At 41.5% G+C, this 16,368-nt stretch carries 7 protein-coding genes and 1 tRNA gene; 5 read left to right on the top strand and 3 right to left on the bottom strand.

Annotated features, from left to right (window positions below):
* Positions 1–105 precede the first annotated feature (105 nt).
* Entirely contained in the window at positions 106–10,317 is a 10,212-nt protein-coding gene (locus H2677_RS02115) for a beta strand repeat-containing protein (RefSeq protein ID WP_212639628.1), read from the bottom strand.
* Positions 10,318–10,802: 485 nt separating this feature from the next.
* Here H2677_RS02115 and H2677_RS02120 point away from each other — a divergent pair.
* The 4 genes from H2677_RS02120 to H2677_RS02135 all read left to right on the top strand — a co-directional run bounded on the left by H2677_RS02120 (position 10,803) and on the right by H2677_RS02135 (position 13,202).
* Positions 10,803–10,879: transfer RNA gene (locus H2677_RS02120), tRNA-Arg, on the top strand.
* 186 nt (positions 10,880–11,065) lie between these two features.
* Positions 11,066–11,563: a YcxB family protein gene (locus H2677_RS02125; RefSeq protein WP_004909280.1), complete on the top strand. Its 498-nt coding sequence runs from the start codon at positions 11,066–11,068 to the stop codon at positions 11,561–11,563.
* Positions 11,564–11,596: 33 nt separating this feature from the next.
* Positions 11,597–12,238 carry a fumarylacetoacetate hydrolase family protein gene (locus tag H2677_RS02130; protein WP_099948057.1) on the top strand — a complete coding sequence of 214 codons (642 nt, stop codon included), beginning with the start codon at positions 11,597–11,599 and terminating at the stop codon, positions 12,236–12,238.
* Positions 12,239–12,305: 67 nt separating this feature from the next.
* Complete coding sequence (locus H2677_RS02135; RefSeq protein WP_212639039.1) at positions 12,306–13,202, top strand: polysaccharide deacetylase family protein; 897 nt, start codon at positions 12,306–12,308, stop codon at positions 13,200–13,202.
* A 2-nt stretch (positions 13,203–13,204) separates the two neighbouring features.
* Here the strand turns inward: H2677_RS02135 and H2677_RS02140 are convergent, their stop codons facing one another.
* Positions 13,205–14,005: a helix-turn-helix domain-containing protein gene (locus tag H2677_RS02140; protein WP_212639040.1), complete on the bottom strand. Its 801-nt coding sequence runs from the start codon at positions 14,003–14,005 to the stop codon at positions 13,205–13,207.
* Positions 14,006–14,108: 103 nt separating this feature from the next.
* On the opposite strand from H2677_RS02140, the gene H2677_RS02145 reads away from it, so the two are divergent.
* The gene (locus tag H2677_RS02145) at positions 14,109–15,017 is read left to right on the top strand and encodes a DMT family transporter (protein ID WP_004951875.1); all 909 of its coding nucleotides are present in this window, start codon (positions 14,109–14,111) and stop codon (positions 15,015–15,017) included.
* Between the two features lie 26 nt (positions 15,018–15,043).
* On the opposite strand, the gene H2677_RS02150 is transcribed toward H2677_RS02145, so the two are convergent.
* Positions 15,044–16,294 (bottom strand): YihY family inner membrane protein, encoded by a 1,251-nt coding sequence (locus H2677_RS02150; protein ID WP_004951878.1) that lies wholly within the window; start codon positions 16,292–16,294, stop codon positions 15,044–15,046.
* Positions 16,295–16,368 lie beyond the last annotated feature (74 nt).

Raw genomic sequence — 16,368 nt, forward strand, 5'->3', positions numbered from 1 at the left:
TAATCGCGGTTTTTTTGTGCCCAAATTTTGAAGATATTTATTTTACAGTATATTTAAATAGCAAAGGCCGCTAATGATAGCGGCCTTTGTTTTCAATTTAAGCTTTTAGAATAAGCTTAATGAATGGAAGAGATTGTCTGATAAATTAGTTAACGATGTTTGTGGAGTCACAGTTTCAGTTAATGGTGCAGTTGAAGTACTTGTATCCGTAACTGAAGTAAGTATAGATGTCGAACCTGTGATTGCAGTCAAGATACTATCAACACCGCCATCACAACCACAATCATCACCACTTTCAACACTTAAGCTAATCAAGCTACTAATACTTTCAAACGTACTATCGCTAAATATCGCAGTAGAACTTTCTTGAACACTATCAATTACAGAGTTACCACTACTGATAATCGTTTGTGTTGGTTCTGATACTCCGAGAATAATACTTTCACTATTAAGATCAAAACCAATATCACTACAGAATCCGTCAATCGCACCTGTGATTGGATCTAGAGAATCACCGTTCAGGCTTCCACTGATTGTTTCTGTAAGATTTGTGATCTCACCTAATGCTCCACCATTCAAATCACCTGTGATGCTACCCAGTAAATCTGTAATCGTGCTCAATGATTCATCAGTGTTTGTAAATTCACTTACAGTTTCTGTGATCATTTCAAGAGGAGAACCATCAGTACCACCAGTGATGGTATCAATCACACCAGTTACAGGGTTATCACCAAGATCACCACCTGTGAATCCTTCGATTGCATCAGTCACCATTTCAAGAGGCGAACCGTCAGTACCACCAGTGATGGTATCAATCACGCCAGTCACAGGGTTATCACCTAAATCACCACCCGTGAAACCTTCGATCGCATCAGTCACCATTTCAAGAGGAGAACCATCAGTACCGCCAGTGATGGTATCAATCACGCCAGTCACAGGGTTATCACCAAGATCACCACCCGTGAAACCTTCGATTGCATCAGTCACCATTTCAAGAGGCGAACCGTCAGTACCACCAGTGATGGTATCAATCACGCCAGTTACAGGGTTGTCACCAAGATCACCACCGGTGAATCCTTCGATCACATCAGTGACCATTTCAAGAGGAGAACCATCCGTACCGCCCGTGATGGTATCAATCACACCTGTTACAGGGTTATCACCTAAATCACCACCCGTAAAACCTTCGATCGCATCAGTCACCACTTCAAGAGGAGAACCATCAGTACCGCCAGTGATAGTATCAATGACGCCAGTTACAGGGTTATCACCTAAATCACCACCTGTGAATCCTTCGATTGCATCAGTCACCATTTCAAGAGGAGAACCGTCAGTACCGCCCGTGATGGTATCAATCACACCTGTTACAGGGTTATCACCAAGATCACCACCCGTGAAACCTTCGATCGCATCAGTCACCATTTCAAGTGGAGAACCATCAGCTAGATCACCTAAATTGCCAAGATCTTCACCGATATGTTGAACAATCTCAGTCGCAGTCGAACCATTGGTAATTAATGTATCAATCACACCTGTAGCAGAATCCATCGCACCATCAAAATCAGCGCCAGCGAGATCAGAGATCGTTTCTAAAGAACCATTCACAGTATCGCGAGAAGTTTCAAAAGTAAGCGTACCTAGATCAGCTAAATCACCAACAGGATGTTCAGACTCAGGGAATGCACCAATGATCGTGCCAGCAACAGTATCAATACCTGTATTGATGATTTCAGTTTTTAAGCTTTCAACGCCCTGAACCACATCAATACCTTGTTGAACAATACCTGTTACAGGGTTATCACCAAGATCACCACCGGTGAAACCTTCGATCGCATCAGTCACCATTTCAAGAGGCGAACCATCAGTACCACCAGCGATGGTATCAATCACGCCAGTAACAGGGTTATCACCTAAGTCACCACCTGTGAAACCTTCGATCGCATCAGTCACCATTTCAAGAGGAGAACCGTCAGTACCACCAGTGATGGTATCAATCACGCCAGTAACAGGGTTATCACCTAAGTCACCACCTGTGAAACCTTCGATCGCATCAGTCACCATTTCAAGAGGCGAACCATCAGCAAGGTCACCTAAATTGCCAAGATCTTCACCGATATGTTGAATAATCTCAGTCGCAGTCGAACCATTGGTAATTAAGGTATCAATCACACCTGTAGCAGAATCCATCGCACCATCAAAATCAGCGCCAGCGAGATCAGAGATCGTTTCTAAAGAACCATTCACAGTATCGCGAGAAGTTTCAAAAGTAAGCGTACCTAGATCAGCTAAATCACCAACAGGATGTTCAGACTCAGGGAATGCACCAATGATCGTGCCAGCAACAGTATCAATACCTGTATTGATGATTTCAGTTTTTAAGCTTTCAACGCCCTGAACCACATCAATACCTTGTTGAACAATACCTGTTACAGGGTTATCACCAAGATCACCACCGGTGAAACCTTCGATTGCATCAGTCACCATTTCAAGAGGCGAACCATCAGTACCGCCCGTGATGGTATCAATCACACCAGTCACAGGGTTATCACCTAAATCACCACCCGTGAAACCTTCGATTGCATCAGTCACCATTTCAAGTGGAGAACCATCAGCCAAATCACCTAAATTGCCAAGATCTTCACCGATATGTTGAACAATCTCAGTCGCAGTCGAACCATTGGTAATTAAGGTATCAATCACACCTGTAGCAGAATCCATCGCACCATCAAAATCAGCGCCAGCGAGATCAGAGATCGTTTCTAAAGAACCATTCACAGTATCGCGAGAAGTTTCAAAAGTAAGCGTACCTAGATCAGCTAAATCACCAACAGGATGTTCAGACTCAGGGAGTGCACCAATGATCGTGCCAGCAACAGTATCAATACCTGTATTGATGATTTCAGTTTTTAAGCTTTCAACGCCCTGAACTACATCAATACCTTGTTGAACAATACCTGTTACAGGGTTATCACCTAAGTCACCACCTGTGAACCCTTCGATTGCATCAGTGACCATTTCAAGCGGAGAACCGTCCGTACCGCCCGTGATAGTATCAATCACAGCTGTTACAGGGTTATCACCTAAGTCACCACCTGTGAAACCTTCGATCGCATCAGTCACCATTTCAAGAGGAGAACCGTCAGTACCACCAGTGATGGTATCAATCACGCCAGTAACAGGGTTATCACCTAAGTCACCACCTGTGAAACCTTCGATCGCATCAGTCACCATTTCAAGAGGCGAACCATCAGTACCGCCCGTGATGGTATCAATCACACCTGTTACAGGGTTATCACCTAAATCACCACCGGTGAAACCTTCGATCGCATCAGTCACCATTTCAAGAGGCGAACCATCAGTACCACCAGTGATGGTATCAATCACACCTGTTACAGGGTTATCACCTAAATCACCACCCGTGAAACCTTCGATCGCATCAGTCACCATTTCAAGAGGCGAACCATCAGTACCACCAGTGATGGTATCAATCACGCCAGTCACAGGGTTATCACCTAAATCACCACCCGTGAAACCTTCGATCGCATCAGTCACCATTTCAAGAGGCGAACCATCAGTACCACCAGTGATGGTATCAATCACGCCAGTAACAGGGTTATCACCTAAATCACCACCCGTGAAACCTTCGATCGCATCAGTGACCACTTCAAGAGGAGAACCATCAGTACCGCCCGTGATGGTATCAATCACGCCAGTCACAGGGTTATCACCTAAGTCACCACCTGTGAATCCTTCGATTGCATCAGTCACCATTTCAAGAGGAGAACCATCAGTACCACCAGTGATGGTATCAATCACACCTGTTACAGGGTTGTCACCTAAGTTACCACCTGTGAAACCTTCGATCGCATCAGTCACCATTTCAAGAGGCGAACCATCAGCAAGGTCACCTAAATTGCCAAGATCTTCACCGATATGTTGAATAATCTCAGTCGCAGTCGAACCATTGGTAATTAAGGTATCAATCACACCTGTAGCAGAATCCATCGCACCATCAAAATCAGCGCCAGCGAGATCAGAGATCGTTTCTAAAGAACCATTCACAGTATCGCGAGAAGTTTCAAAAGTAAGCGTACCTAGATCAGCTAAATCACCAACAGGATGTTCAGACTCAGGGAATGCACCAATGATCGTGCCAGCAACAGTATCAATACCTGTATTGATGATTTCAGTTTTTAAGCTTTCAACGCCCTGAACCACATCAATACCTTGTTGAACAATACCTGTTACAGGGTTATCACCAAGATCACCACCGGTGAAACCTTCGATCGCATCAGTGACCATTTCAAGAGGCGAACCATCAGTACCGCCAGTGATAGTATCAATGACGCCAGTTACAGGGTTATCACCAAGATCACCACCTGTGAAACCTTCGATTGCATCAGTCACCATTTCAAGAGGCGAACCATCAGTACCACCAGTGATGGTATCAATCACACCTGTTACAGGGTTATCACCAAGATCACCACCTGTGAAACCTTCGATTGCATCAGTGACCATTTCAAGCGGAGAACCGTCCGTACCGCCCGTGATAGTATCAATCACGCCAGTCACAGGGTTGTCACCAAGATCACCACCCGTGAATCCTTCGATTGCATCAGTCACCATTTCAAGAGGAGAACCATCAGCAAGATCACCTAAATTGCCAAGATCTTCACCGATATGTTGAACAATCTCAGTCGCAGTCGAACCATTGGTAATTAAGGTATCGATCACACCTGTAGCAGAATCCATCGCACTATCAAAATCAGCGCCAGCGAGATCAGAGATCGTTTCTAAAGAACCATTCACAGTATCGCGAGAAGTTTCAAAAGTAAGCGTACCTAGATCAGCTAAATCACCAACAGGATGTTCAGACTCAGGGAATGCACCAATGATCGTGCCAGCAACAGTATCAATACCTGTATTGATGATTTCAGTTTTTAAGCTTTCAACGCCCTGAACCACATCAATACCTTGTTGAACAATACCTGTTACAGGGTTGTCACCTAAGTCACCACCCGTGAAACCTTCGATTGCATCAGTGACCATTTCAAGCGGAGAACCGTCAGTACCGCCCGTGATGGTATCAATCACGCCAGTAACAGGGTTATCACCTAAATCACCACCTGTGAAACCTTCGATTGCATCAGTCACCATTTCAAGAGGAGAACCATCAGTACCGCCAGTAATAGTATCAATCACGCCAGTCACAGGGTTGTCATCTAAGTCACCACCTGTGAAACCTTCGATTGCATCAGTCACCATTTCAAGAGGCGAACCATCAGTACCGCCCGTGATGGTATCAATCACACCTGTTACAGGGTTGTCATCTAAGTCACCACCGGTGAAACCTTCGATCGCATCAGTCACCATTTCAAGAGGCGAACCATCAGTACCGCCAGTGATGGTATCAATCACACCAGTCACAGGGTTGTCACCAAGATCACCACCCATGAATCCTTCGATTGCATCAGTCACCATTTCAAGAGGAGAACCATCAGCAAGATCACCTAAATTGCCAAGATCTTCACCGATATGTTGAACAATCTCAGTCGCAGTCGAACCATTGGTAATTAAGGTATCGATCACACCTGTAGCAGAATCCATCGCACCATCAAAATCAGCGCCAGCGAGATCAGAGATCGTTTCTAAAGAACCATTCACAGTATCGCGAGAAGTTTCAAAAGTAAGCGTACCTAGATCAGCTAAATCACCAACAGGATGTTCAGACTCAGGGAATGCACCAATGATCGTGCCAGCAACAGTATCAATACCTGTATTGATGATTTCAGTTTTTAAGCTTTCAACGCCCTGAACCACATCAATACCTTGTTGAACAATACCTGTTACAGGGTTGTCACCTAAGTCACCACCCGTGAAACCTTCGATTGCATCAGTGACCATTTCAAGCGGAGAACCGTCAGTACCGCCTGTGATGGTATCAATCACGCCAGTAACAGGGTTATCACCTAAATCACCACCTGTGAAACCTTCGATTGCATCAGTCACCATTTCAAGAGGAGAACCATCAGTACCGCCAGTGATGGTATCAATCACGCTAGTTACAGGGTTATCACCTAAATCACCACCAGTGAAACCTTCGATTGCATCAGTCACCATTTCAAGTGGAGAACCATCAGTACCGCCAGTGATGGTATCAATCACGCCTGTTACAGGGTTATCACCAAGATCACCACCAGTGAATCCTTCGATCGCATCAGTCACCATTTCAAGAGGCGAACCATCAGTACCGCCAGTGATGGTATCAATCACACCAGTCACAGGGTTGTCACCAAGATCACCACCCGTGAATCCTTCGATTGCATCAGTCACCATTTCAAGAGGAGAACCATCAGCAAGATCACCTAAATTGCCAAGATCTTCACCGATATGTTGAACAATCTCAGTCGCAGTCGAACCATTGGTAATTAAGGTATCGATCACACCTGTAGCAGCATCCATCGCACCATCAAAATCAGCGCCAGCGAGATCAGAGATCGTTTCTAAAGAACCATTCACAGTATCGCGAGAAGTTTCAAAAGTAAGCGTACCTAGATCAGCTAAATCACCAACAGGATGTTCAGACTCAGGGAATGCACCAATGATCGTGCCAGCAACAGTATCAATACCTGTATTGATGATTTCAGTTTTTAAGCTTTCAACGCCCTGAACTACATCAATACCTTGTTGAACAATACCTGTTACAGGGTTATCACTTAAATCACCACCGGTGAAACCTTCGATCGCATCAGTCACCATTTCAAGAGGCGAACCGTCAGTACCGCCCGTGATGGTATCAATCACACCTGTTACAGGGTTATCACCAAGATCACCACCCGTGAAACCTTCGATCGCATCAGTCACCATTTCAAGTGGAGAACCATCAGCTAGATCACCTAAATTGCCAAGATCTTCACCGATATGTTGAACAATCTCAGTCGCAGTCGAACCATTGGTAATTAAGGTATCAATCACACCTGTAGCAGAATCCATCGCACCATCAAAATCAGCGCCAGCGAGATCAGAGATCGTTTCTAAAGAACCATTCACAGTATCGCGAGAAGTTTCAAAAGTAAGCGTACCTAGATCAGCTAAATCACCAACAGGATGTTCAGACTCAGGGAATGCACCAATGATCGTGCCAGCAACAGTATCAATACCTGTATTGATGATTTCAGTTTTTAAGCTTTCAACGCCCTGAACTACATCAATACCTTGTTGAACAATACCTGTTACAGGGTTATCACTTAAATCACCACCGGTGAAACCTTCGATCGCATCAGTCACCATTTCAAGAGGAGAACCGTCAGTACCACCAGTGATGGTATCAATCACGCCAGTCACAGGGTTATCACCAAGATCACCACCCGTGAAACCTTCGATTGCATCAGTCACCATTTCAAGAGGCGAACCGTCAGTACCACCAGTGATGGTATCAATCACGCCTGTTACAGGGTTATCACCTAAATCACCACCGGTGAATCCTTCGATCACATCAGTGACCATTTCAAGAGGAGAACCATCCGTACCGCCCGTGATGGTATCAATCACACCTGTTACAGGGTTATCACCTAAATCACCACCCGTAAAACCTTCGATCGCATCAGTCACCACTTCAAGAGGAGAACCATCAGTACCGCCAGTGATAGTATCAATGACGCCAGTTACAGGGTTATCACCTAAATCACCACCTGTGAATCCTTCGATTGCATCAGTCACCATTTCAAGAGGAGAACCGTCAGTACCGCCCGTGATGGTATCAATCACACCTGTTACAGGGTTATCACCAAGATCACCACCCGTGAAACCTTCGATCGCATCAGTCACCATTTCAAGTGGAGAACCATCAGCTAGATCACCTAAATTGCCAAGATCTTCACCGATATGTTGAACAATCTCAGTCGCAGTCGAACCATTGGTAATTAATGTATCAATCACACCTGTAGCAGAATCCATCGCACCATCAAAATCAGCGCCAGCGAGATCAGAGATCGTTTCTAAAGAACCATTCACAGTATCGCGAGAAGTTTCAAAAGTAAGCGTACCTAGATCAGCTAAATCACCAACAGGATGTTCAGACTCAGGGAATGCACCAATGATCGTGCCAGCAACAGTATCAATACCTGTATTGATGATTTCAGTTTTTAAGCTTTCAACGCCCTGAACTACATCAATACCTTGTTGAACAATACCTGTTACAGGGTTATCACTTAAATCACCACCGGTGAAACCTTCGATTGCATCAGTCACCATTTCAAGAGGAGAACCGTCAGTACCGCCCGTGATGGTATCAATCACACCTGTTACAGGGTTATCACCAAGATCACCACCAGTGAATCCTTCGATTGCATCAGTGACCATTTCAAATGGAGAACCGTCAGTACCGCCCGTGATGGTATCAATCACGCCAGTTAGAGGGTTATCACCAAGATCACCACCCGTGAAACCTTCGATTGCATCAGTCACCATTTCAAGAGGCGAACCGTCAGTACCACCAGTGATGGTATCAATCACGCCAGTTACAGGGTTGTCACCAAGATCACCACCGGTGAATCCTTCGATCACATCAGTGACCATTTCAAGAGGTGAACCATCAGTACCGCCAGTGATGGTATCAATCACACCTGTTACAGGGTTATCACCAAGATCACCACCCGTGAATCCTTCGATCGCATCAGTGACCATTTCAAGAGGCGAACCATCCGTACCGCCAGTGATAGTATCAATCACGCCAGTCACAGGGTTATCACCTAAGTCACCACCAGTGAATCCTTCGATTGCATCAGTGACCATTTCAAATGGAGAACCGTCAGTACCGCCAGTGATGGTATCAATCACACCTGTTACAGGGTTATCACCTAAATCACCACCGGTGAAACCTTCGATTGCATCAGTCACCATTTCAAGTGGAGAACCATCAGCCAAATCACCTAAATTGCCAAGATCTTCACCGATATGTTGAACAATCTCAGTCGCAGTCGAACCATTGGTAATTAAGGTATCAATCACACCCGTAGCAGAATCCATCGCACCATCAAAATCACCTCCTACAAAATCAGAGACGGTTTCTAAAGAACCATTCACAGTATCGCGAGAAGTTTCAAAAGTGAGTGTGCCTAAACTTGCGCCATCCGCAATAGGGCTTTCAGATTGGTGAATCGTATCAATTGCTGTATTGGCTAAAGTATTGATGCCTGAATTAATAATTTCAGTCTTAAAGCTTTCTAGTTCTTGTAGTTGATCAATTCCACCCTGAATCGTTTCAACTGCTGGGTTATTTCCACCTGTAAAGCTATTGATAACTGTTGTTATAGTTTCAGTTGGATTGCCATTTACATCTGTTAAACCAGAGACAATATTAGTTAATGTTTGCGTTGGATTCGTTCCACCTGTGAAATTATTAATAATGTTTGTAATAGGTGTGGCTGGATTCGTGAGACCGCCAGTAAAATTATAAATAGCATTTGTGATGGTATTAAAAGGATAGCTACCATTAAAGCCAAAATTAAAGCCTCCTAAATTACCTCCTATGCCACCACCAGCACCATCTGGTCCACCAGTTAACGCTCCGCTAAGTACACCAAGACTGGTATTGATATTCCCATTTGAACTTCCAGTTCCATCATTGAAACCACCATTTAATCCCCCCATGAAATTAGTGATAGAGAACACGGAACTAGGATTAATCTGTCCTTTAAAGTAATTGATTAAATCATTGCTATTATTGAATTGGCTAAGAACATCACCATTCATTGATTGATTAATCGTGTTGCTTAAAAAACTAAAAGAGCCGCTGTTGCTACTACTTGTGATTGTTTGGACAGTGTTGGTAACAGTGGTAAATGTAGTTGATTGGCTAGAGCTGAAAGTATTTGTAATTGTACTACTCGATTGCTCAACAAATTGTTGCGTTACAGCAGCATTTTTGACGTTTCCAACAATATTAATTGGTGCATCTAAAGGATTGCTACTTGGAAGGTTCGGAACACCACCACTCATATTGGGTACAACTTTGAATGGAATGCTTACTAGACTTTTATAATTCCCAGCACTGCTCGATAGATCGTCAAAACTACTGGTAAAGGTTGTGACGGGATTAAAGCCTCCTAGAATATTCGTAACTGAACTAAATGAATTCGTGTTGATATTGCTGGTAATGCTACTCACCATGCTGCTTATGCTTTGCATGGCAAGAAATTGAGATGTAAGTGAGTAAGGAACTTGCGTTAAGCTACCTGCTGGTGACACCGCAAAATTACCATCAAACGAATCTGAGGTAATGCTTTGAATTGGCGATAGAAGACTTTTAAAGTGCATAAGGGTACCTATATATTATTAAAATGATTCCATTTCGAATATTTTTTGATCGATGATATTGTTTTTGTGATTAATATCACATTAATCTTTTTTAGTGTTATGTTTGTCGTTTTCTTTGTCAATGTTGAGTAATAAATCTATAAAAGTGTGTAAATAGTCATTTTATTCAATGATTTATGGTTTTTAAAAAATAATCAGCTAGGCTAATAAAATTCAATATTAATGATTATATTTGTTTATATATTATGAATATCATATGTTTATGCTGACCATTTTTACCAATAGGACAGAAATGTGATGCTGGTCACAATTTATTGCTATTCGTCTGAAAATTGTATTTAAATATTTAGGCGTTAAGGTTTTTAGCAATGTGTTTTTATTTGAATTTAAGATTGATAGGCGAATCTATCACCATTTGACGACGATAAGATGAAAAAACGCTTATCAATATGAAAAAAGTGCGTATAATGCCCCCTATCAAATATGCGCTCATAGCTCAGCTGGATAGAGCACTTGGCTACGAACTAAGGGGTCGGGAGTTCGAATCTCTCTGAGCGCACCAATTTGAAGAATTAACCGCTTAACAGCGGTTTTTTTGTGTCTAAAATTTATGTAATTTGCATATAAGTTTACAAATCCAAAAACTGAATCTGTTGCAAAGTTCATAGCAAAAAAAACAACAGTGATAGTTTGCCAAAATTAATTTATGTTCTAATAGGGCACGTCTTTCAAATGTAAGAAATAAGAAATGTCTGAACAACGTCCAACACTATCGCTGCGTTATTATCTCAATTTAGAAGAGTCTCAAGATGGTTTTGCTTTAGTGACTTTTGGCAAGAAAACGATCACTCGTTTTCTGACACCAGTGATTAGTATTGCAGTGATTCTATGGGGATTCTATTTAGGTTTAACGGGTGTTGGTCGTTATTATGTTGCATTGGGTGTTTTTTTCTTGCTTATGCAAGGGTTAATGCGTTATTGGTTATTACCATTGCTGTTTAAACGACAATTTGTTCGTTACCAGTTTGGCAAAAGTGAACAGGGAATTGATTTATATCAAGACCAATTTGAGCTTTACGCAGCAGGGAAAAAGCAAACAGTACAATACACAGAGGTTCAATCTTTTGCGATTGGAAAGCTGACGTATATGTTGGAGTTAAAAAACCATACTGTTGTTATTGTGCCTAAACGCGCATTTACAGATTCTATTGATCAAAATAAGTTTGAAAATAGCTTTAAAAAATAAATTTTTCATCGGTTATAAAAGCAAGGAGCTTTCATGAGTACACATCCTTCAAAAATTGTTTGTGTGGGTCGAAATTATGCAGAACATGCAAAAGAATTAGGAAATGCTATTCCAGATCGCCCGATTTTATTCATGAAGCCTCCAAGTAGTTTAGGTTCCTTAGAAAAAGGAATTGATTGGAATAAAGCATTGGGTGAGTGTCACTACGAATGTGAAATTTGCGTACAAATTGCACATCCACTTTCGAAAGAAACAGACATCTCAAAGGCATTAGAAGCCGTAGGTGCAATTACTTTAGGTTTGGATTTGACTCTTCGTGATCTGCAAAGTGATTTAAAAGAAAAAGGGCAGCCTTGGGAGCGAGCAAAAGCATTTGATGGCGCTTGCTTGCTTGCGGAATGGATTGAGATTGATGAAATTGGCGATTTGCAAGAGCTAGAACTTATTCTGATGATCAATGGAGTTGAACGTCAACATGGATTTAGTCGCGATATGCTATTTGATATCGGTGCTTTGTTAGTTGAGATCAATCAATCATTTAGTTTACAAACTGGTGATGTGATTATGACAGGTACTCCAGCAGGTGTAGGGGCATTGAAACCCCATGATAAATTGACAATGAAATTGATTACTCAGACTGGTGAGTATGATTGGGATACTTTTGTTAATGCATAATGCATGATCTTATGGCATTGATTTGAATGAATTAATGCCATTTTTTATATACAGAATGAAAAATAAAATGAAAATGTGTTTTTTCCTTGTGATCTTATTGATCACAACTATCAGTCATAGCAAGCAGCTTGCTTTAAGTTTTGATGATGGGGTCAATCCTGATCTAAATCCGAATGCCCAACAAATTAATCAAAGAATTCTAGAACAACTTAAACAAAATCATATACGAAGTATTGTTTATCCAAGTGTAATTAAAATCGGTGATTATAAAGGCTTGAGTTTGGTTGCCGCATGGGGAAAGCAAGAGCATAAAATCGGTAACCACAGTGAATTGCATTCCAATTTAAATAAGGAACAGGTCACAACGCAGCAGTATATTGATCAAATTTTCAGAGCCGAACAAGTATTTAAACCATTGACTGGTTGGGTTCCTAGATATCGGTATCCGTTTTTGAAAGAAGGCAATACCATAGAAAAAAGAGATGGAGTTGCGCATTATTTACAACAGCAGGGTTATCAATCAGGTGCTGTGAGTATTGATGCTAGTGACTGGTTTTATAATTTAAAATATCTTTCTTATACTAAAAATGGACAAACAGCTGAGCTTGAAAAATTAAAGAATGCTTATATTGATCATTTATTGGATCGAGCAAATTATTATGATCAATTGGCGATACAGACTGTTGGGTATTCTCCAAAGCATGTATTGCTACTTCACGTAAATGCAATCAATGCAGCATTTCTCAATGATGTAGTCGAGGCATTTAAGCTGCATCAGTGGCAATTTATAGATAGTGAAACTGCTTACCAAGATCCGATATATCGATTAAAAACAAATATTTTGCCAGCAGGGGAAAGTATTGTTTGGTCTTTAGCTAAACAGCAAGCTAAGGCTCAGTTGCGTTATCCTGCTGAAGATGCGCCATATGAACTTGAACGACTAAATCGGTTTGGTTTGGAATAAATTTAGCGTCCTTGATAGTATTTTCTAAACTGATCAGGAGTGTAATTCATCCAACGTTTAAACATATAAATAAAGGCTGATGAACTTGCATAACCTAAGTCTAGAGCAATACTTTCAATCGTGTAACCTTGATTTAATAAAGACATCGCTTTCATCACCTTTAAACGTTGTCGCCATTCGTGCAAGGACATCCCGAGTTCTTTTTGACAATGTCTCGCCAATGTTCTTTCAGTCATATTTATCATCGCTGCCAGCTCAGCTAGAGTGCTGTTGTCAGCAGGATGTAAATGTAGGTGATTTAATATTTGAGCTAAAGCAGGGTGCTCTGTACTGGGTAAATAACTCCCGATGATTTCGGCATGGGTTAAGGTATCAAGTAGAACATGCAATATTCGCAAATATTCCGGATCGTGATCTTTAAAAGCATGTTTTTGTATATGTTCAAGTAGTGCTGGCACCAGTGGTGCGGTCAGTAAAATTCCTGCCCGTTGAGGCATTTTTTCACAAAGTGATTCATGAACATAAAGGGTACAATGCGTTACATCATTTCGATTCACACCACTATGTTGAGTATGTGGCGGTAACCAAATCCCATACGGTGGTGGAGTGAGATAATGTATCTGATCAATATTTACTTCTAAAACACCATCAAAAGCATAGATAAACTCTCCCCAAGCATGCACATGTTGAGGATAAACCGTTGCAGCAGGTGCATCGCGTATGCTGAGCCACAGAAGTTCAGGTATTTCGTTATATGCAGGGAGTTCCTGAAAATCTTGAACTCGCTGTGCTGATTTTTTCATAGAAAGAATTGCCTGAAAACACACATATTTTGTCTTTTTTTCACTATATCATTAAAATACGACAGTCTTATAGTGGTTCAATATCGTGTATATGGAGCTTGCTATGGACGAGCGTAAGGCCTTAGATCAGACAGCCTCAAGTCTAATGATCGTGTTGTGTATGGTTTGGGGGCTACAGCAAGTTATTTTAAAAATGGCAGCTTCAGACATTAGTCCTTTGATGCAAATTGCTTTGCGATCTGGGTTAGCAGCATTACTTTTATTGCCGTTGGTGTTGCTTGATCAAAAAAGTCAATTAATGAATCCCAAGAACGTGAAAGCTGGAGCATTAGTCGCTGTTCTATTTTCTCTAGAATTCTTTTTACTCGCACAAGCACTCCAGTTGACTTCTGCTTCGCATGCAGTTGTTTTGCTTTATACAGCCCCTATCTTTGTGGCGCTAGGTTTACATTGGAAGTTACCATCTGAGCGCCTAACGTTATTGCAATGGACTGGCATTGGTATCGCTTTTATCGGTATTGTGGTGACTTTTATTCGTCCGCAACAGATAGGGGTAAATACATTTCAGCAACAGATGTTATGGGGAGATTTATACGCCTTAGCTGCGGCAATTGCCTGGGCGGCCACTACAGTTACGGTACGTTTATCCTCTTTGGCACAAGCTGCAGTCACCCAAACTTTATTTTATCAGTTGGCTGGTAGCTTTATTCTGTTGCTAGGTTTAGCATTTTTCATGGGGCAAGCAGTTGTACAGTGGACACCATTAGTAATAGGGAGTTTAGCTTTTCATACTTTGATCGTATCTTTTGCTAGTTTTTTAGCATGGTTTTGGTTATTACGAAATTATTTAGCCTCTCGACTGGGAGTATTTTCATTTCTCACTCCTTTGTTTGGAATCATATTTGGCGTATGGCTGTTAGATGAGAATATAGAAGCAAATTTCATTTTTGGGACGGCATTGGTATTACTTGGAATTTTAGTTGTGAGTTTGCAGGGGTGGTTGAGGAAATAAAAAGACCTCCGAAGAGGTCTATTCAATTATTTCTGTTCAAAAATAGTTGAAAGTGGGATGGAAAGTTTTGCTGCTAAGTAGTCATTACTTTCCACTAGCGATGGCCCAAGGCGTTCAATCCATTCATCGTCTTCATGAATATTGGCAACATCATGGCGTAATGGCAATGGATACGGTAGAGCTGTAAAAAAGCTCCAAAAATCGACTTGTGCTAGATTTCGTACCAGAACATATTCGTCCGTATCGGTGCGTTTAATCAGATTTTGCTTTTCAAGCTGAAGGATGTAAGAGGGTAAACGACCAAGCTCACCACGACCAATAATATTGAGTAGCTCTTGTTCGCTAACACTTTCACCGATTTGTTGCTTACGGTAAAACAATTCTAAAATATCCAATAACATCAAAATTGGATGGCGCTTTTTTTCTTTACCAGAATGAAAGGCGGTGAGTGCATAACTCACTTCTACACCCAATAAAATGATATTCCAAGACAGATAGATCCAAAGTAGAAAAATAGGAACTGCTGCAAAAGCACCATAAACGATTTCATAGCTGGTGAAATTACTCATGATCCAGCCAAATAAACGTTTTAAAATTTCAAAAACGGTCGCGCTGAAACATGCCGCAATCACAGCTGAAAAAATTGGTACCGTCCGATTGGGGATCGTCCAATATAAAATGAAGAATCCGACAATGGTCAAAATAAAGGAAATGAGCCATAAAATTAACGCACCATCAAGCTGATAACCCGCGAAGTTATTACTTAAAACATTCATTGATGCGACAGTTGAAGAAAGTACAAACGCACTTCCCAGCACAATTGGACCTAATGAAATGATTGTCCAATAGCGCATAAAGCCGACAAGACCAGTTCGTGTTTCTTTGACACGCCAAATGCGATTAAATACTGTTTCAATCGAAGTCAGCATTAAGACTGTGGTCACAAATAAAAACAACACACCAATCACAGTCAAATTACTGGATTTTTCAGTAAATGCATTCAGGGCTTTGTCAAAGGCGATTGTGCTTTTAGGTAAAAAATTACTATAGATCAGTTGTTGTAACTGTTGTCTTGCTGGCTCTAATGCTTTGATGGAGGAGATGATGACTAAAAAAACTGTCAACATCGGAACAACAGCAAAAAGGGTCGTATAGGTAAGTGATCCAGCTTGCTCTCGGCATCGGTCAGCCTCAAAACGTCGTAACACAAATACAATAAATTGAAACCATGTTTTCTCTAAAAACGCTCGGTTTTTTAGATAACGGTCTAAGATCATGGGTTCTATCCTAATTATTTTTAATCAAATCCTATGCATACATAGGAATTACTACCGCGAAAAGTATAAAAAAT

The sequence above is a fragment of the Acinetobacter junii genome, assembly GCF_018336855.1.
Classification (GTDB): domain Bacteria; phylum Pseudomonadota; class Gammaproteobacteria; order Pseudomonadales; family Moraxellaceae; genus Acinetobacter; species Acinetobacter junii.